The sequence below is a fragment of the Paracoccus sp. 08 genome (assembly GCF_024105395.1).
GTDB classification, from domain to species: domain Bacteria; phylum Pseudomonadota; class Alphaproteobacteria; order Rhodobacterales; family Rhodobacteraceae; genus Paracoccus; species Paracoccus marcusii.
This window is the reverse complement of the sequence record NZ_WEKR01000073.1, coordinates 18,116-35,380: the sequence shown is the minus strand read 5'-3', so window position 1 is coordinate 35,380 and position 17,265 is coordinate 18,116. Positions and strand designations below refer to the sequence as shown.

The 17,265-nt window shown below is 61.4% G+C and carries 17 protein-coding genes and 2 pseudogenes; 12 read left to right on the top strand and 7 right to left on the bottom strand.

What is annotated here, in order from left to right; translation table 11 throughout:
- The first annotated feature begins 46 nt into the window (after positions 1-46).
- The 4 genes from GBO37_RS19660 (at position 47) to GBO37_RS19645 (ending at position 6,096) form a co-directional block, all read left to right on the top strand.
- Positions 47-1,813 (top strand): PQQ-dependent methanol/ethanol family dehydrogenase, encoded by a 1,767-nt coding sequence (locus GBO37_RS19660; protein ID WP_252930550.1) that lies wholly within the window; start codon positions 47-49, stop codon positions 1,811-1,813.
- A gap of 167 nt (positions 1,814-1,980) precedes the next feature.
- The gene (locus GBO37_RS19655; RefSeq protein ID WP_252930549.1) at positions 1,981-2,694 is read left to right on the top strand and encodes a response regulator transcription factor; all 714 of its coding nucleotides are present in this window, start codon (positions 1,981-1,983) and stop codon (positions 2,692-2,694) included.
- Complete coding sequence (locus GBO37_RS19650; RefSeq protein ID WP_252930548.1) at positions 2,672-3,859, top strand: FIST N-terminal domain-containing protein; 1,188 nt, start codon at positions 2,672-2,674, stop codon at positions 3,857-3,859. The genes GBO37_RS19655 and GBO37_RS19650 overlap by 23 nt, the downstream gene beginning before the upstream one ends.
- The gene (locus GBO37_RS19645) at positions 3,856-6,096 is read left to right on the top strand and encodes a PAS-domain containing protein (protein ID WP_252930547.1); all 2,241 of its coding nucleotides are present in this window, start codon (positions 3,856-3,858) and stop codon (positions 6,094-6,096) included. The genes GBO37_RS19650 and GBO37_RS19645 overlap by 4 nt, the downstream gene beginning before the upstream one ends.
- Before the next feature lie 176 nt (positions 6,097-6,272).
- On the opposite strand, the gene GBO37_RS21735 is transcribed toward GBO37_RS19645, so the two are convergent.
- Positions 6,273-6,716, bottom strand: coding sequence for a transposase (locus tag GBO37_RS21735; protein WP_371927646.1), 444 nt, complete (start codon positions 6,714-6,716; stop codon positions 6,273-6,275).
- Between GBO37_RS21735 and GBO37_RS19635 the strand changes: the two are divergent.
- A pseudogene (locus GBO37_RS19635) lies at positions 6,599-7,105 on the top strand (IS5 family transposase); the annotation flags it as partial. The gene GBO37_RS21735 and the pseudogene GBO37_RS19635 sit on opposite strands and share 118 nt — an antisense overlap.
- A 167-nt stretch (positions 7,106-7,272) precedes the next feature.
- Here the strand turns inward: GBO37_RS19635 and GBO37_RS19630 are convergent.
- From GBO37_RS19630 to GBO37_RS19610, 5 genes are all read right to left on the bottom strand, one after another.
- Entirely contained in the window at positions 7,273-7,614 is a 342-nt protein-coding gene (locus tag GBO37_RS19630; protein ID WP_252930546.1) for a hypothetical protein, read from the bottom strand.
- Positions 7,615-7,749: 135 nt separating this feature from the next.
- Positions 7,750-8,025, bottom strand: coding sequence for a type II toxin-antitoxin system mRNA interferase toxin, RelE/StbE family (locus GBO37_RS19625; protein ID WP_252930545.1), 276 nt, complete (start codon positions 8,023-8,025; stop codon positions 7,750-7,752).
- Positions 8,018-8,311 carry a type II toxin-antitoxin system RelB/DinJ family antitoxin gene (locus GBO37_RS19620; protein WP_252930544.1) on the bottom strand — a complete coding sequence of 98 codons (294 nt, stop codon included), beginning with the start codon at positions 8,309-8,311 and terminating at the stop codon, positions 8,018-8,020. Before GBO37_RS19620 ends, GBO37_RS19625 begins: the two co-directional genes overlap by 8 nt.
- A 487-nt stretch (positions 8,312-8,798) precedes the next feature.
- Positions 8,799-9,554, bottom strand: coding sequence for a Qat anti-phage system TatD family nuclease QatD (gene qatD, locus GBO37_RS19615; protein ID WP_252930543.1), 756 nt, complete (start codon positions 9,552-9,554; stop codon positions 8,799-8,801).
- Positions 9,551-9,985 carry a hypothetical protein gene (locus GBO37_RS19610; RefSeq protein WP_252930542.1) on the bottom strand — a complete coding sequence of 145 codons (435 nt, stop codon included), beginning with the start codon at positions 9,983-9,985 and terminating at the stop codon, positions 9,551-9,553. The genes qatD and GBO37_RS19610 overlap by 4 nt, the downstream gene beginning before the upstream one ends.
- A 75-nt stretch (positions 9,986-10,060) precedes the next feature.
- Between GBO37_RS19610 and GBO37_RS19605 the strand changes: the two are divergent.
- Positions 10,061-11,297: pseudogene (locus GBO37_RS19605) on the top strand (IS3 family transposase).
- A gap of 660 nt (positions 11,298-11,957) precedes the next feature.
- Here GBO37_RS19605 and GBO37_RS19600 read toward each other — a convergent pair.
- On the bottom strand, positions 11,958-13,394 hold the full coding sequence (locus GBO37_RS19600; protein ID WP_252930541.1) for an IS1182 family transposase: 1,437 nt from the start codon (positions 13,392-13,394) through the stop codon (positions 11,958-11,960).
- Between GBO37_RS19600 and GBO37_RS19595 the strand changes: the two genes are divergently transcribed.
- The 6 genes from GBO37_RS19595 to GBO37_RS19570 all read left to right on the top strand — a co-directional run bounded on the left by GBO37_RS19595 (position 13,393) and on the right by GBO37_RS19570 (position 17,162).
- Positions 13,393-14,133 carry a recombinase family protein gene (locus GBO37_RS19595; protein ID WP_252930540.1) on the top strand — a complete coding sequence of 247 codons (741 nt, stop codon included), beginning with the start codon at positions 13,393-13,395 and terminating at the stop codon, positions 14,131-14,133. The genes GBO37_RS19600 and GBO37_RS19595 overlap by 2 nt on opposite strands.
- Entirely contained in the window at positions 14,130-14,417 is a 288-nt protein-coding gene (locus GBO37_RS19590) for a hypothetical protein (protein ID WP_157001293.1), read from the top strand. Before GBO37_RS19595 ends, GBO37_RS19590 begins: the two co-directional genes overlap by 4 nt.
- A 64-nt stretch (positions 14,418-14,481) precedes the next feature.
- The gene (locus tag GBO37_RS19585) at positions 14,482-15,036 is read left to right on the top strand and encodes a hypothetical protein (RefSeq protein ID WP_084697171.1); all 555 of its coding nucleotides are present in this window, start codon (positions 14,482-14,484) and stop codon (positions 15,034-15,036) included.
- A gap of 318 nt (positions 15,037-15,354) precedes the next feature.
- A complete protein-coding gene (locus GBO37_RS19580) occupies positions 15,355-16,107 on the top strand; it encodes a helix-turn-helix domain-containing protein (RefSeq protein WP_204245703.1) in 753 nt (250 codons plus the stop codon).
- Between the two features lie 120 nt (positions 16,108-16,227).
- Positions 16,228-16,767 (top strand): thermonuclease family protein, encoded by a 540-nt coding sequence (locus GBO37_RS19575; RefSeq protein WP_084697173.1) that lies wholly within the window; start codon positions 16,228-16,230, stop codon positions 16,765-16,767.
- A 68-nt stretch (positions 16,768-16,835) separates the two neighbouring features.
- Positions 16,836-17,162, top strand: coding sequence for a hypothetical protein (locus GBO37_RS19570; protein ID WP_045980914.1), 327 nt, complete (start codon positions 16,836-16,838; stop codon positions 17,160-17,162).
- Positions 17,163-17,265: the final 103 nt, after the last annotated feature.

Below are 17,265 nucleotides of genomic sequence, written 5' to 3'. Positions count from 1 at the left end.
GCCGGTTCGGCACAAAGAGAGGCCGACACCAAGCGGAGGAGAGAACATGAACAGATTCGTGCTGGCGACGGTCCTGGCAATGACCGGCATCGCCACGGCGGCCGGCGCCGCCGTCACCGAGGAAGACCTGGCCAATGACCAGGCATCGACGGGCGACGTGCTGACCAACGGCATGGGCCGCGACCTTCAGCGTTTCAGCCCGCTGACCACCCTGAACAAGGACAATGTCCAGAACCTCGTGCCCGCCTGGGCCTTTTCCTTTGGCGGCGAAAAGCAGCGCGGCCAGGAAAGCCAGCCGCTGATCCATGACGGGATGATGTATGTCACCGGGTCCTATTCCCGCGTCTATGCGGTCGACCTGAAGACCGGCAAGGAAGTCTGGCAATATGACGCCCGCCTGCCCGAAGGGATCCTGCCCTGCTGTGACGTGGTCAATCGCGGCGGCGCGATCTTTGGCGACAATTTCTATTTCGGCACGCTGGACGCGCGGATCGTCGCGCTGGACCTGAAGACCGGCGACGTGAAATGGAACAAGAAGATCGCCGATTACAAGGAAGGCTATTCCTATACCGCCGCACCGCTGATCGTGAACGGGCTGGTGATCACCGGCAATTCCGGCGGTGAATTCGGCGTCGTCGGCGAGGTTCAGGCCCGCGATGCCGAAACCGGCGAAACGGTCTGGACGCGCCCGGTGATCGAAGGGCACATGGGCACGCTGAACGGCGCGGAAAGCACCATGACCGGCGAATTGAACGCCACCTGGCCGGGCGACATGTGGAAGACCGGCGGCGGGGCGACCTGGCTGGGCGGGTCCTATGACAAGGACACCAACACGCTGGTCTTTGGCACCGGCAACCCGTCGCCCTGGAACAGCCACCTGCGCGGCGCCGGCGAACCCGTTGAAGGCAACAAGGGCGACAACCTCTATGCCGCGTCGCGTCTGGGGATCGACCCCGCCACTGGCGAGATCAAGTGGCATTTCCAGTCCACCCCGCGCGAAGGCTGGGATTTCGACGGCGTGAACGAGGTCGTGCCCTTTGTCGACAAGGACGGCAACCAGCGTTTCGCCACCGCCGACCGGAACGGCTATTTCTATGTCCTGAACCGTCAGGATGGCGCCTATGTCAACGCCTGGCCCTTTGTTCAGAACATCAGCTGGGCATCCGGCATCGATGACACGGGCCGGCCGATCTATAACGAAGACAGCCGCCCCGGCGCCGCCAATGAGGCCGCCGAAGGCGGCAAGGGCCAGCAGGTCTTTGCGGTGCCGTCCTTCCTCGGCGGCAAGAACTGGATGCCGATGGCCTATAGCCAGTCGACCGAACTGTTCTATGTGCCCTCGAACGAATGGGGCATGGACATCTGGAACGAACCGATCAGCTTCAAGAAGGGCGCGGCCTATCTGGGCGCGGGCTTTACCATCAAGCCGATCTTCGACGACCATATCGGCAGCCTGAAGGCGATCGACCCCAATACCGGCGAAGTGAAATGGGAATACAAGAACGACGCACCCCTGTGGGGCGGCGTGATGACCACCGCCGGCGGCCTGGTCTTCATGGGCAACCCCGAGGGTGACTTCATGGCGCTGGATGACGCCACGGGCGAAATCCTGTGGTCGTTCCAGACCGGGTCGGGCATCGTCGGCCAGCCGATCACCTGGGAACAGGATGGCGAGCAATATGTCTCGATCGTCTCGGGCTGGGGCGGCGCCGTGCCGCTGTGGGGCGGCGAGGTCGCCAAGAAGGTCAACTATCTGAACCAGGGCGGCACCGTCTGGACCTTCAAGCTGCCCAAGCAGCTGGCGGCCAACTGACAGGCACTTGCCAGTGGTATCGTCAGGGGCGCGGGCCGGCGGTTCGCGTCCCTTTCGTCATCGCGCCCCATCCCGAGGCCGCATGTTCGACCAATTTACGGCTCGGCGCAGCGCGCGACACAACTTAGACTAAACGTCACCCATCCCTCCAACCCAAAGGGCCCGCCATGGCGACCAGCGCAATTCCGACACCCGAGGCCGATGCCGCCTTTCGCACCGCGCTGATCATCGAGGATCACCCGCTGTTCGGTGACGCGCTTGCCATGACGCTGCAATCGGTGTCGGGGATCGAAACCGTCATGCATGCCGAAAACCTGACGCAGGCGGCCGGCATGCTGACCGATGGCGGCAGTTTCGATGTCGTGCTGCTGGACCTGAACCTGCCCGATGTGGACGGGCTGGAAGGGTTGATCACGCTGCGCCGGATCGCGCCGCAGACGCCGATCCTGCTGGTCACATCGGTCAATGAAACGCGGGTCGTGCGGGCGTCGCTGGCCGCCGGGGCGGCGGGTTTCGTGCCGAAACATTCCCGGCGCGAGGTGTTCAAGGCCGCCTTTCAGGCGCTGGCGGCGGGGGAAATCTATGCCCCCGACCTGCCCACTGACGAAGAACTGGACGCGATGCCGCCATCCGGGCGCGACACCGCGATCCGCCGGCTGTCGCAACTGACCAATCAGCAGGCGCGGATTCTTGACCTGATCTGCGAGGGCAAGATGAACAAGCAGATTGCGCATGAGCTCGCCATAGCGGAAACAACCGTCAAGGCGCATGTCACCGCGATCATGCGCAAGATGGGCGTCACCTCGCGAACGCAGGCGGTGCTGATGGCGCGGGACGCGAAGATGACGGGGCTGTTGAATGATGCCGGAGGAAACACTTAACCCGCCACCCCCCGGCAGCGAGGGCGCGAAAGACGTGCTGGCCCCGTGCCGCGCATCCGTGCCGATGGATGATCCCGACCCGGTGGCGCGGCTGGCCGCCGCGCTTGGGCCCGGCCCCTTTGCGCTGATCATCCTGTTTGCCGCCCGCGCCGCTGACATGGACGCGATCCTGGCCCGCGCGACCGAGACCTTCCCGCGCAGCGAAATCGCCGGCTGCACCACGGCAGGCGAAATCTGCGAAACCGGCTATGCCGACGGGCATCTGGTCGCGGTCGGCTTTCCCGCCGCCGGCTTTGCCGCCGAAACCGTGCTGATCGACCCGGTCGATGCGGTCGACAGCCGCGACGTCATCGCCCGGCTGCGCCGTGCGCGGCAGGCGCTGCACCGCCGCCGCGGGGATTTCGCGCATGAGCTGGCGATCCTGATGGTTGACGGGCTGTCGGGCCATGAAGAACAGCTGATCGCCGCACTGGCCGGTGGGCTGGGGCCGATGCCGACGGTGGGCGGATCGGCCGGCGACGACCGCCAGCTGGTGCACACCCATGTCTTTGCCGATGGCAAGATCCGCACCCGCGCGGCGGTCCTTTGCCTGCTGCGTGCGCGGGCGCCGTTCCGGGTGTTTTCCTTTGACGCGACCTGCCCGTCGCGCACCCAGATGGTGGTGACCAGCGCCGATCCGGTCAACCGCGCCGTGCTGCGCATCAATGACGAACCGGCGGCGCGCGAATATGCGCGGCTGCTGGACCGCCCGGTCGACAGCCTCGGGCCCGAAATCTTCGCCACCCGCCCGGTTCTGGTCCGCGCCGGCGGTCGCCACCATGTCCGCGCCATCCGCCATGTCGGGCCGGAAGATTCGCTGGTCTTCTTTGGCGCCGTGGCCGAGGGCATGGTCCTGACCCTGTCGGCCGAGAGCGATCTGGCCGCGCATCTGGGCGGCGTCATGCGTGATCTGCGGCGCGACCGCACGCCCCGGATGGTGCTGGGCTTTGACTGTATCCTTCGCCGGATCGCTGCCGAAAGCATGCAGCAGACGACCGAGGTCAGCCGCATCCTGGCCGAAAACCGCGTCACGGGCTTTTCCACCTATGGCGAACAGATCGGCACTATGCATGTCAACCAGACGCTGACCGGGATCGCCTTTTACGGGCCGGACGGCACCCCATGACCGGCGCGCGCACGGATCTGCCGACCGATGTCGAACGGATGATGGCGCCCGGCGACAGCCCGGATCGGCGCCATGAAAAGCTGGTGCGCATCACCCAGGCGCTGATCCGCCATGTCGAGGACCTGCCCGAGGACAGCGGCGCCGGCTATGCCCAGTTTCAACGCGCCGCCGTGCTGGAGGACAAGGTCCGCGCCCGCACCCGCGATCTGGAACGCGCGCTCGACCTGCTGAACGCGTCGAATGCGCAACTGGCCGATGCATTCCGCGAAAAGGAACTGGCGCGGCAGAACCTGTCGGCGGCGATCGAAACCATTCAGGAAGGCTTTGCCCTGTTCGATCCGCAGGACCGGCTGATCCTGTGCAATGCCCGTTTCAACGCGCTGCTGCCCGATATCGTCGACCGGCTGCGGCCGGGTCTTGGCTTTGACGACTATCTGCACCTCGTCGCCAGTTCGCGCCATCTCGTCATCCCGCCGGGCATGACGCGCGACGGCTGGATCGAGATGCGCAAGAAGCGCCACAGCGAACGCCATTTCATCCTGACCCAGGGCATGGCCGACGGCCGCTGGGTGCAGGTGTCCGAACAGCGCACCAGCGACGGCAGCACCGCGATCCTGCAAACCGACGTGACCGACCTGATCCTCAGCGAGCGGGCCGAGCGCGGACGGCTGCTGGATGACCAGACCGCCGTGTTGCAGGCAACGCTGGACCATGTGCCGCTGGGGGTGTGCATCTTTGACGCGCGGCTGCGGCTGATCGGCTGGAATGCCCGTCTGGGCGAGATGCTGGCGATCCCGCGTGCCCGGCTGCGCGCCGGTCTGCTGGTCGATGACCTGTTGCATCACTTGCGCGCGCAACTGTCATTCCCGACCCATCAGGGGGTCAACCGGCTGGTCGACTGGGTGCGCTCGGTCCGCCGCAAGGACAGTTTCAAGGTCGAGGTGACCCGCGATGGCGGCGGCCGCGCGCTGGCCATCTATGCGCAGGAAATTCCCGATGGTGGCTTCGTGATGTCGATCGACGACATCACCGAAGAACGCAATACGATGCTGGCCATCCGCCGCGCCAATGAAACGCTGGAAGCGCGGGTCATCGAACGCACGCTGGAACTGCAAGACGCGCTTGCCAGCGCCGAACGGGCCAATGCGTCCCGCATCCGTTTCGTCGCGGCGGTGGGCCATGACCTGATGCAGCCGCTGTCGGCGGCCACGCTCTATGTCGGGTCGCTGATCGAGGACGTGGCCCCGCCGCAGCAGCGGGCCAAGCTGGAAAACGTGCAGCGCTCGCTCGATTCGGTCAGCGGCCTGCTGGGCGCCCTGCTGGATATCTCGCGGCTCGAGGTCGGTCAGGCGGCGCTGACGATCGAGCCGATCTCGCTGCGGCCACTGTTCGACCAGTTGCGCGACGAATTCACCCCGGTCGCCGAGGCAAAGGGGATCGAGCTGATCATCCGCCCGGCCCATGCGACGGTGGTGTCCGACCGCATCTATCTGCGGCGGATTCTGGCGAACCTGATCTCGAATGCGATCCGCTATACCGATCGGGGCCGGGTTCTGGTCACCGCCCGCCGCCGGCCCGACCGCCAGCTGATCCAGGTGCGCGATACCGGGCGCGGCATCGCCGCCGGCGACCAGCAGGATATCTTCAAGGAATTCAAACGTCTGGATGCCAAGGCCAGCGCCGCCGAGGGGCTGGGGCTGGGGCTGGCCATCGTCGAACGCGCCGCATCGCTGCTGGGCCACCGGCTGGACCTGCGATCAGCGCCGGGCTGTGGCTCGACCTTTTCGGTCGAGCTGGCCTCGACCCGGCAGGGCGATCACCGGCTGCACCGCAGCGCCCCCGCCCCCGCAGCGCCCGACGAGATCATCGACATGACCGCGCTGATCGTCGAGAACGATGCCGAGGTCACGCTGGCCCTGTCGCAATTGCTGGAACAATGGGGCATCAACGTGCTGGACGTGCCCTCGGGCGAGGATGCGCTGGCGCTGTTGCGGGATACCGGGGTCGAACCCGATCTGTGCCTTGTCGATTACCGGCTGGGCGCGGGGATGGACGGGCTGGCCTGTCTGGCCGCGATGGAACCGCTGTTGCCGGGCCGGCCGGCGAAATGCCTGATGACGGCGGAACGATCCGAGGCGCTGGCCCAGCAGGCGGCGCGGCAATCCGTCGAATTGCTTTACAAGCCCATCACCCCCGAAACGCTGGCGCGGGTGGCCTATAAGTTTCTGAACATCTGAACGTCGGGCGACCGGCCATGGCCGCTGAAAGGACGCCGCCCCCGGCCATGGGGGTCAATTTACGCGGCGCAAACCGGGGCGAAAACCCGAACTTTTACTACCGCTTGCGTCTGGAAACCCGGCAGATTCCAATGCTAGATATACATATGTCGCGTTGCCTTTAAATCGGCTCTGCCTCAATCTGTGTGGCGGAGGGGCAGCATTCTTGCCCTCAACAGTTCTGGCCCGGCTCGGCCGTACATGGCACGTTTGAGGGTCTTCAGACGATTAATCTGACCTTCTGCTTGGCCGTTGCTCCAGGGCATCTCGATAGCGTTTTTTACCGCATCGAAATCCCGGTTCAATGTGCGTGCGAAGCGCACGATGGGCGCCAGGTCGGTTTCGATCGCGTCGTCGATCCATGCAGGGAGCGGGTCTGCCTCGCGGCCACGCAGGAGGCGTTGTTGCAGAACTCTCGCCGTGAAGGATTCACACCACGGATGCATGCGGTTAGACGGGCAGCATGAGAAAGCCCAAGCCCGCCCGCTACCGCACGACGAACTGGTTCGCCTACAACGACGCGCTCCGAAAGCGTGGGTCTCTGCTGATCTGGCTGGACAAGGAGATGGCTTGGCACGCACCGCATGAGGGTCGCCCGGGGCGCCCGCCGGTCTTCTCGAATGCGGCGATCCAGTTCTGCCTGTCGATCAAAGTTCTGTTCAAGCTTCCGCTCAGGCAGACTGCCGGGATGGTCTCCAGTCTCCTGCAGCTGTCCGGGCTGGACTGGCCCGTTCCGGACTATTCGACCCTGTGCCGCAGGCAGAAGACCCTGAAGGTGCGGATCCCATATCGCCGCGCTGCCGGGCCGCTGAACCTGCTGGTGGACAGCACAGGGATCAAGTTCCTCGGCGACGGTGAATGGCAGGCGCGCAAGCATGGTGTTCAGGGCCGTCGCCAATGGCGCAAGGTCCATCTGGCCATGGACACGGCCACATCCGACATCCGCGCGGTCGAGTTCACCCCCGGGAAAATGACGACTTTGGAGAGTTGCATGAAAAATTTTCTGCATAGGACACCTGACTATCTGGATTTGAAACGGGACTGCTGACCGAAGGGGACGCAGCAGTCCTGGCAGGGAGCCAGCACAACGGGGCAAAACCTTGTGCGCAAGCTTTGCCTGCCACAGAGGAAATCAAATCAGATGAGTGGGCGTGGGGGGCTTCGTAGCGGCAGCCAATGCAGATCACTGAACATGACATCGGCAGCCTGCCGCCTCAGGAGGCGCCGAGCCTGTCTGAGATCAGAGGTCTGGAATTCAGGAACCGGGACGAAGCCCCCCGCCGCACAGATCAGATTACAGGCCGCCGTTTCAACTTTACCCCTGTCGCTGCAATCCAGGCATTCGGACATGCCGAGATGTGCCATTGCCATCATGCCGTCATCGGGCGCTGAAGCGGCAGTCGCCGGCGCGGGCATCATCGATCCAACCGCAAAGACGGTGAAGGCGACAAGAAACAGGGCCCGAAGATAGGTCTTCATAACTTTCGAGTTAGCGGCATGGTGCAGAAAAATCCATGACAAGATGATCGCGTTGCCGTGACCGGAACAGGACGGATCTGACCGGGACACTGCCGCTAAGCCGGCGCCCGCCCTTGTCTTTCGACCGATCGCTTATCAGGGCCACATCTGCGCGGCATGAAGCACGCGAAGGATCGTCACGACAGACGGCGTCTCAGCATAGATGACAATGTAGTTCGGGCGAACGACCAACTCACGTGTTCCCTGAACGCGTCCCGGTCGGCAGCGCTTGGGATGCATTGGAAGTTGCGCAACCTTTCCTTGAATTTCCTCCGTCAGAGCAAGAGCAGCATCAGGATTGTCATCCGAAATATAGTCGACAATTGCCATGAGGTCGGCGACTGCGAAGGCTTTCCATTCGAGTTCAGGCACCCCGTTTGCCGTCGATCAATGCCCGGGCGTCACGCATGACCTGGTCATGTGGAACGCCAGGTCGGGTGTCTGTCAGCGCTTCCTGCACTTTCGCCCGGAACCATTTATCATAGCTTTCAGGATTTGCAGTCAGACCGGCCGGCAGACCCCCTTCAGCCGCCACACGGGTCAGCAGAATACGGACTGCGTCCGATAGGGTCAGGCCTACACCTGCCAGTGCGCTACTGGCCTGCGCCTTGAGATGATCGTCCACACGGACATGCAACATAGAGGTATGGGTGGGCATTCGAGCCTCCTGTGTATCTCAAATGAGATACACAATCCCATAAAAGGATCAAGACTTACTTGGCGTCGTCTGGCTCAGCAGTGTGGAATGCCGCTTCAAGAATGAGGCGCAGGGCACTGTAGCGTTTAATATTACTGCTTTTATCCCCGATATTACCCCCGAAAATTGTGGATAAGTTCTCAGCGTCCGGTGGCTGAAAGATGTTGATGGCCGAAATTTAGGTCAACCAAGGTGCGTAATCAGAACTAGTCAGGCCATTCGTGCCTTTGGCATTGAAAGCTGACCTTGGGATGGTGCGGGAGCATCGACGCTAAGAGCCCATAGACGACACTCATGCCGCCTGCAGCGGACGCAGGTGTAGCACGAGCACTCGGCCCTTACCGGACGGTCACCTTGTCACGATGCTACTTCGCTGCCCCTCCCAGTGCTCTCGTTCGTCTTGTCTCGCAGCCGCAACATCCTCCGGGATAGTAACAGTGACGTTTGGTCAGGCGAGTAATGAACGCAGATTCGACAATACAGCCTTTGCCGCGACATCCGCAGGCAAACCGATACTTGCTCCGATACCGGCAATTGCATCTAGGACATCTGAAGGTTCCGATGGTCGTCCCTCAACTTGGGTGAACGGGCCGTCCGTTTCGGTCAGGATGCGATCACGAGGCAAGCTGCGGATCAAGTCGCGGCCACGGTCGGTTCGTGTCATCTCGGCGTTGATAGAAAAATAGCAGCCGAGCGCCACCGCACGACGCGCGTCACTCTTGCTGCCGGTGAACCAATGAAGCACGACAGTACCCCGTTCGGGCGGAAGATGCGCTTCGATCATCTCGAGAACGGCGGGAGCGCTTCTGACGCTGTGAACCGTGAGGATCTTGCCTCCGGCCTCGGCGCAGCGTTCGAGGACACGCTGAAAGACCTGTCTCTGCACATCGAGGGACTTGTAGAAGCGCGGGCCGGCGTCGAGTCCGACCTCGCCGACATATCGTGTCTCGGGAAGATGGCGCTCCCATAGGGGCAGCTCGCCCGCGCGTTCCGCGACGAGCTGGGGATGCAGACCTAGCGCGGCGCGGACGTAGCGGGTGTTTCTCGTCAGTTCGTGGTTGCGCGACCACGCCTTGGGCGTTGTCGTCACGGTCAAGGTATAGATCCGCGCGGCTTCGGCTCTTGCAACGGCTGCCTGATGATCAGGATAGAGGTCGAGATGACAGTGAAAATCTACGCCGCCGATCGATGATAGCTCGCTCATCCGGGCCGTGTCCTTACGCCAGTCAGGAGCGCTCCCACTTCCTCAAGCCCTCGTTGATAAACCCCCGCGAGCGCGGCCTGACGCTGCGGGGATTCATCAAAGAGCGGTCCGGGCTTATGGATCAGGATTTGCGCCAGGGCTGGCCGCGCGCGCAGGCGCTCGATTGCAAGCTGGAATGAACGAACCTGAACCCCTTCCGATTGGCGGGTGTCGAGCGCATGTGCAGTGAGATCGGGCACGGTATAAACTGTAGTATCCGTGTCCGGTTGCAGCCCTTTTAGAAGCGCGGCGCGGCGGATCAGACAAGGCAGGCAGTAGCCGCAATGCTGCGTGCTGTGGCCCTGCCATCTGCCCTTCGTCGGCGAAGCGCAGGAGAGCGAGGACGGCGTGAGTTGCCGGAGAAGCGCAAGATTGGCGCAGTCCTTGACCATCTCGCCTTTTGGTCTGCCCCCTGAAAAGTGGTCCTTCCTGAGGTATGGCTTTTGAGCCATTTGGAGGATGCAGGAATGCCCCAGAAAAAGCACAAGCCGGAGGAGATCGTCGCCAAGCTCCGGCAGGTTGACGTGTTGGTGTCGCAAGGCCAGTCGGTGGCCGAAGCCGTGCGGTCGATCAGCGTGACGCAGTTCACCTACTATCGGTGGCGCAAGGAGTTCGGTGGGCTGAAAACCGACCAAGTGAAGCGATTGAAGGAGCTGGAGAAGGAGAATGAGCGGCTCCGGAAGGCCGTCTCTGACCTGACGCTCGAGAAGCTCATCCTTCGGGGTGAGGCCCATGGGCCGAACGCATCGGGAAACTTCTGAGCCCCGCCCGCCGCCGTGCTTGCATCGAGCATGTCAGGCAGAAGTTCCGGATCTCGGAACGGCTCGCCTGTCGCGTGCTCGGGCAGCATCGCTCGACACAGCGGAAAGTGCCGAGCGGACGGGCCGATGAAAACGTCCTGACGGCCGACATCATCGCGCTCGCCTCGCAATATGGGCGCTACGGATACCGCCGGAGTTGCCGGTGGTTGCGCCACTGGTCCGAGCGACCACCGGCGACGCCCTTCTGCGCGAGGCCGGTTGGGCGGTGAACGTGAAACGGGTCGAGGGGTCGGACGCATGCGTCCGACGGCGGCGGGAGGGGCTGAAGGTGCCACAAAAGCAACCAAAGAAGGGTCGGCTCTGGCTGAACGACGGGTCATGCATCCGTCTGCGGCCAGAGCGTTCGAACCATGTCTGGTCCTACGACTTCGTCGAAGCCCGGACCCACGATGGAAGGAAGTTCCGCATGCTCAATCTCATCGACGAGTTCAGCCGGGAGTGCCTGGCAATCCGGGTCGACCGGAGGCTCCGATCGACCGACGTCATCGACGTCTTGTCCGATCTCCTCATCCTGCACGGTGTGCCGGATCATATACGGTCCGACAATGGCCCGGAGTTCATCGCCAAGGCGGTGCGGGAATGGATCGTCGCCGTCGGCGCGAAGACCGCCTATATCGAGCCGGGGTCCCCCTGGGAGAACGGTTACTGTGAGAGCTTCAATTCCAAGCTCCGCGACGAGCTGCTGAACGGGGAGATCTTCTACAGCCTCGCTGAGGCGAAGATTATCATCGAGAGCTGGCGCCGCCATTACAACACCAAGCGCCCGCACTCATCACTGGGGTATCGCCCGCCAGCTCCCGAGGCCATCCAGTGGCCGGCTTCGCCATCCGGAGCCGCTTCGCCGGCCACCCCAGCTGTAGCGCCAAGACCCGTAATGCACTAAGACTGAAACCGGACCACCCGATAGGGGCAGGCCATCTCGACGGAACCGACTGCGATCTCGCTGCTGTTCATCGCAACGGCTGCTCTGAAGATTTGCTGCGGCTGCCACGCTGCACTGCCGTCAGGCGGCTCTCCGCCCTGCGCTTCGAGCCAATGGCCTGCAATCCTGCGCCAGGAGCGAATGGCCGCTTTTGCGTCCTCAGGCCTCTGGCTCCCCGCTCCGTCGAAAGGCCGCTCTCCGCCCTACGCGTCGATGCTGTCTGTCGGCCGTGAGGCTGCTTTCCAAAAAAGTGTGGTGATCACAGTAACCGCCGATCTCGATGGCAGCCCGCGAGTGTCAAGACAAAACGTCATTTTGACCTTTTGTCGGACCAAAAGGTCATACTGCTTTCCTAGGTAGGCAAACGCAGTGACATGCATCAGTTCCAAAGCCGCAACACGGATCAAAGAATGCCCGCCTCCCCTGCCCCTTCTTCAGAGTGTTCAAAAACGATCCAGACCGTGTGAAAACTTGCCGAGGTCTGATGGTGTGCAGGGTTTTTGGGTGGATCGGAGATTTTCCTTTAGGGGATCCGGATCAAACGCTTGATCGTGGGTTTTGGGGTCCTGTGGGGATCTCTGAAGGCGAATATGGGCTGATACTTAAGGAAATGGGGAGCCTTTACAGCCTGACTGCCGCAATCAACGCCGGAATGCCGACAAGGCTGATCGCTCGACGCAAATTGTAGGCGATGGCCGTCAGGCTGAACTCAGCGCGCACGTTCTCCAGCCTGCGCATCAGGAATGCACCCTGGCCCATCCATTGCTTCACGGAGCCGAACGGGTGCTCGACGCTCTCGCGCCGCTCATCGAGCACACCGGGCCGCGCGGCAAGCCGTTTTGCCATCCGGTCCAGCACGGCCTCGTTCTCATAGCGTGCAACCTTGCGATAGGCCGCGGTGGTGCAACGTGTCTTGAGTGCGCAGGACTTGCAGGCAGCGGCATTGGCATAATCGAACACCCGGATCTCGCCACGAACCGGGCGGCTGTGCACATGGCGCAAAGCCGCGCCGCCCGGGCATGTGTAGATGTCTGCCTTGGCGTCATAACGGAACTGGTCTTTGGGAAAAAATCCCTTGGCAACAGCAGATCCGCGCTGCGGTTTGGGAACGTAAGCCACGATGCCTGCCATCTCGCAGGCCTCGATATCTTCGATCTTGAAGTAGCCCCGGTCGGCCACGGCATCGATCTGCGCCACATCAAGGGTCTCACGCGCAGCCTTGGCCGTCTCGGTCAGCAGGCCCAGGTCGCTGACCTTGTTGTGGACCTGCTGCTCCGCAATCAGTTTGTGCTTGGTATCGACCGCGATCTGGACGTTATAACCGACCCCGACGCGGCTGCTGGAGTGCATCGCGCGTGCGTCCGGGTCGGTCAGCGAGATCTGGTCCGCGCCGCTCTCCGCAAGGGCTTTGCCATGATCATCAAGGCGTTCTCGCCGCTCCCGGAGCGCTGCGATCTTTTCCTGAAGCCTCTCGACGGTGCCCCTCTCTGGCGCGTCCTCACCGTCCTTATCGGCCTCATCAAGCTGCTTGAGATACCGCGCCAAGCGCTCATCGCTTTCCGCCATCGCTTTGGCCAGCTTGGCCTTAGTGAAATTCCGCTCCCGGCTGTTCACCGCCTTGATCCGGGTGCCGTCGACCGCGATCAACTCTCGTCCGAACAAGTCGAGTTCGCGACACAGCACCACGAACTCCCGGAACACCTGGCGGAACGCCGTCCGGTTGTCACGTCGGAAGTCTGCGATTGTCTTGAAGTCGGGCGTCAGGCGGCGGAGCAGCCAGATGACTTCAAGGTTGCGTCGCGTCTCGACCTCCAACCGGCGGCTGGACCGTACCCGGTTCAGGTATCCATAGATGTAGAGCTTCAAAAGATCGGCCGGATCATATCCCGGTCGACCGGTACTCTTCGCCTGGACCCGCTCGAAGCCAGCAGCCTTCAGATCGAGCCCGTCAACGAAAGCATCGATAAACCGGACAACGTTGTCCGACCCCACATATTCGTCCACAGAGTCCGGCAAAAGCAGGAGCTGGGACCGATCGCCGCCTGAAATATGTGCCATGCCCAAGAATACCACGGCCGCTCAATGCTGGGAATCCGGTTCGAGTTTTCACACGGTCTGGATCGTTTGCGCAACAGCGTCAAACGTGTTGCAAAAGCCGTCGCAAAGGCAAATTTTGCGACATGCCCATTATGGGCTGGCTTTTGCAACATCGGAGAGGCGGGCGATGGCGGTAGTGGGCTATTCTAGGGTATCGACCAGTGGTCAGGATCACCGTCTGCAACTTGATGCTCTCAAGGCGGCAGGGTGCGACTACGTTGTTTCTGAGGTCGGAAGCGGAGCGGACGAGAACGCCCGGCCACAGTTGCAGCGCCTTCTATCCAACCTTTCTGGCGAGGATACCCTCATTGTCTGGCGGCTGGACCGCTTGGCGCGGAGTGTCAAAGAGCTGATCGCAATCGCCAACGAGCTTTCCGAACGGAAGGTTCGCTTGCGGTCCCTGAATGAACAGATCGACACGACGACACCACAGGGCAGGATGATGTTTCATGTCTTTGCGATGATCGCACAATTTGAGCGTGACCTGATCGCAGACAGGACGCGGGCAGGACTAGAAGCCGCCCGTGCCAGTGGCAGGATCATAGGACGCCGGCGCCTTCTGGCGCCCGCGCAGATTGCCCAAGCCCAGGCATGGTTGGCAACCAAGCAGATGACGCAGGCTCAGGCAGCCAAGGCCCTTGGCGTCAGTCGCGCTACCCTCATACGGGCTATTTCTCCGGTTAAGGAGCATGGCGAATGATCGGTGCTATCGCAGTCGTGGCATTGACGCAGATGATCGGGTCAAGCGCGCTACCTGCTACGCCGCAAGCTTTGCATCTATGCCTATTCCCGGAAGATCCTGTCGTCGATGAAGGATTGGCCGCTGAGTACGGCATTTCACCAAAAGACGAATATGATAGATATTTCAGTGATCTAAATGCGTATCTTGTATGCCTTCAAGACTCTCATGCTGACACAATCGAACGAGGCACGGTTTGGTACGATCGCTACAAAGAAGCATTTCCGGTAAACAATGTTGAATGATGCAACATTTCATTTATTGTGTTAGCTGCTGTTTTCGTATGCTACAGCGTTCCGAAGGAGGTCGATGATGCGAATGAAGGTTCTTGGGGCTATCGCCTGTGCCGCAACGGCGATGGCATCAGCTCACAAAGCTGACGCGTACTCTATCGACTGTGCGATCCTGCTTTGTCTGGCAGGGGGCTTTCCTGCGTCGGTCGAATGTACCGCAGCCAGAGCTGAAATGATCCGCCGTGTCACGCCCTGGCCGGTCGAGCCGCCTTTGCAGCTTTGGAACTGCCCCCTACAGGCAAGTGGCATGCCACCGCTGCCTAACGTGGGGCGTGACGGACTGACTGACCAGATAAGGGGCTTTCGCGACGGCATCGAGGTCTATCATGTAGACTATCGCGCTCAGCGTAACAGTGGGGGTGTCGAAGTGTACGACTCCACACAACGCGGCTTTTACGACGATAACGGCGATTTTCATTGGACCAGTGTGCGCCTGCAGGACACCCCGTCATGGGTTCGCATTCGAGCTGGCTTTCAAGGTGGAGAACATACCGGCACCCGCAGAGGCATTGCCATGCGGACCACGGATCACACCGGCCAAGTTTCCGAAGTCACGTGGCAGACCTACTGATGCTGGTAGTTGGCCGCCGACCCGCACACAATCAATTGCCGCACCTCCCCCTCTGGCGTAGGCTGTGCGGCAAAATGCCCGAAAAGGGAGGGACGAGCAGAATCAGATAAAACCACCAGCCCAAAAGGAAACCCCCCGCGCGGGGGTCCGCACGAGGGGGCTTGGGTTTGGTAACACAGGTTTGGCGACCTGAATTAGCATCACATTTCACTTGCTATAGTTACCTCTCCACTCCCGAAAATCAAGAGCAAAAGCGCATCTGTGCGAACGGATACGGCTTGCCTGCGGACACCGCGCTTCTTGATCAAGGAGCAGCAGATGAATACCGGAGAGGCCGCAGAACGCGGCAGTTTTTTCAAACGCATAGGTGGCGTTGTTAATGGCGAGCAGGGCGATAGCTCTGCAATGGATCGCAGACCGATCCGTCGCAATTCACTTCGCAAAGGATCATGTGAGGGATCATTCTGGCGCGGTACGTCGCGTCAGGACGTGCAGAAATTCCTGATGGCAGCTCGACACTATGAGCGGGCCAACAAGGAGCCCGGCAAGCGGAACGGTCCCCTTGGAGGCGTGGCATTGGAGGTCCTGGCGCTGTTTGCCAATCTGGTCAACTTCAAGTCGGGCCGACTTGACCCGTCCCTTGATTACATCACTGACAAGCTGTGCCGGTCGCGTGACGCGGTTGTACGGGCGCTGAAGGCGCTGCGGGATCATGGCTTTCTGGACTGGCTGCGCCGCGTTGAGCCTGCCCCGAACGAGGGCCGGGGGCCGCAGGTCCGTCAGGTCAGTAATGCCTACCGACTGTCAGCCCCTAAGCGCGCCCTTGCGCTTCTCGGTCGGTGGGCTGGCCGTCCAGCTACGCCGGATGATGAACAAGCAGGTCGTGAGGATCGCGCCGCTATGGAAGCGGAGCATGTGAAGGCGCTCGACCTTGCTGGACTGGCGGCGTTCAAGATCGAGGACTCCGATCTTGCAAAGGCTTTGGCCGTGATGGGAAAGGCCATTGATTTACGCGAGTCTGCCAAGCGGACTGAATACCAATCTACCTCTTATTCTTATGCAGGATCATGACCCCGATAGGACCATCCGTACGTTTCATGCCTCTACGGCGCATCGAGGGAGCGGAAAAAGGATGGGACGGTGGCAACGCATGCGCGTTCAATCAACCCGAAGCTCTAGCAGCACTGTTGCATGGCTGTGAACAACAGCCTGTTGCGGCCGGTCAGCCCTACAGAAACGTCTCAAGGAAGGAAGCGCCGGATGAATCGGTTTTTCTTAGTCGCTGTCCTGTACTGCATCATGGCAGGACCAGGCTTAGCAAACAGCATTGCCGGGCAGGCCAGCGTAATCGACGGAGACACAATTGAAATTCATGGGGAGCGGATCAGACTGGTATCCATCGACGCGCCTGAATCACGGCAATCCTGTTTTGATCGCCAAGGCCGGGCATGGCGCTGCGGTCAGCAGGCGGCACTAGCTCTTTCAGACTTCATCGCCCGCAGACCCGTAACTTGCCAATCACAAGGCGAGGACCGCTATCGCCGCATTCTCGGAGACTGTGCCGTAGCCAATGTTAGCCTGTCGGGGTGGATGATCGAGAACGGTTGGGCGGTGCCCTACTATGACCAGGACGACAGGCACGAGGCAGGAGCTGATCGTGCTAAGGTAGCGCAGCGGGGGATCTGGGCAGGAACATTCGAGCTTCCGAAGGATTGGCGTAGAGGAAACTGACTAATTGACACTGGTAAGGTTTCCGTTACCTGCTGATCTCTGCACAACCTGCAAAACAGGAGAGGGTGATGAAGGAAAACCTTGAGTTGCTAATGCCTGTTCTGCCCCCTTCAGGGACAAAAGGCTTTTTGGTTCTAGAGCATCTGACGACTGCGGAGCTGCAGGATCGGGGACAGGAGGTAGCGTCTGACAGTGTGATCAGGCTCAGCCTTTGCGACACGAAGGACGGCGATAACCCGGTTGCGGTCTATGAACTTCTGCTATCCGAAGATGAAACCCATAACCCTATCGAAGCCCATAACCGCATTCGGACCTGGGCTGCGGGCTTCATGATGGGGGCGCGGTACGCGGGCGAAGTTATCGGCCTCAACATCATGCCGAGGCACGCGATCTAGAAGCCAGTCAGGATTATGAGCTAACTTTTATGATCCGTCCTTGACGCCGCAGGGGGGGTTCGGGTTATGGCTGGTGTTCCCGTATTGTTCTAACAGCCATGAC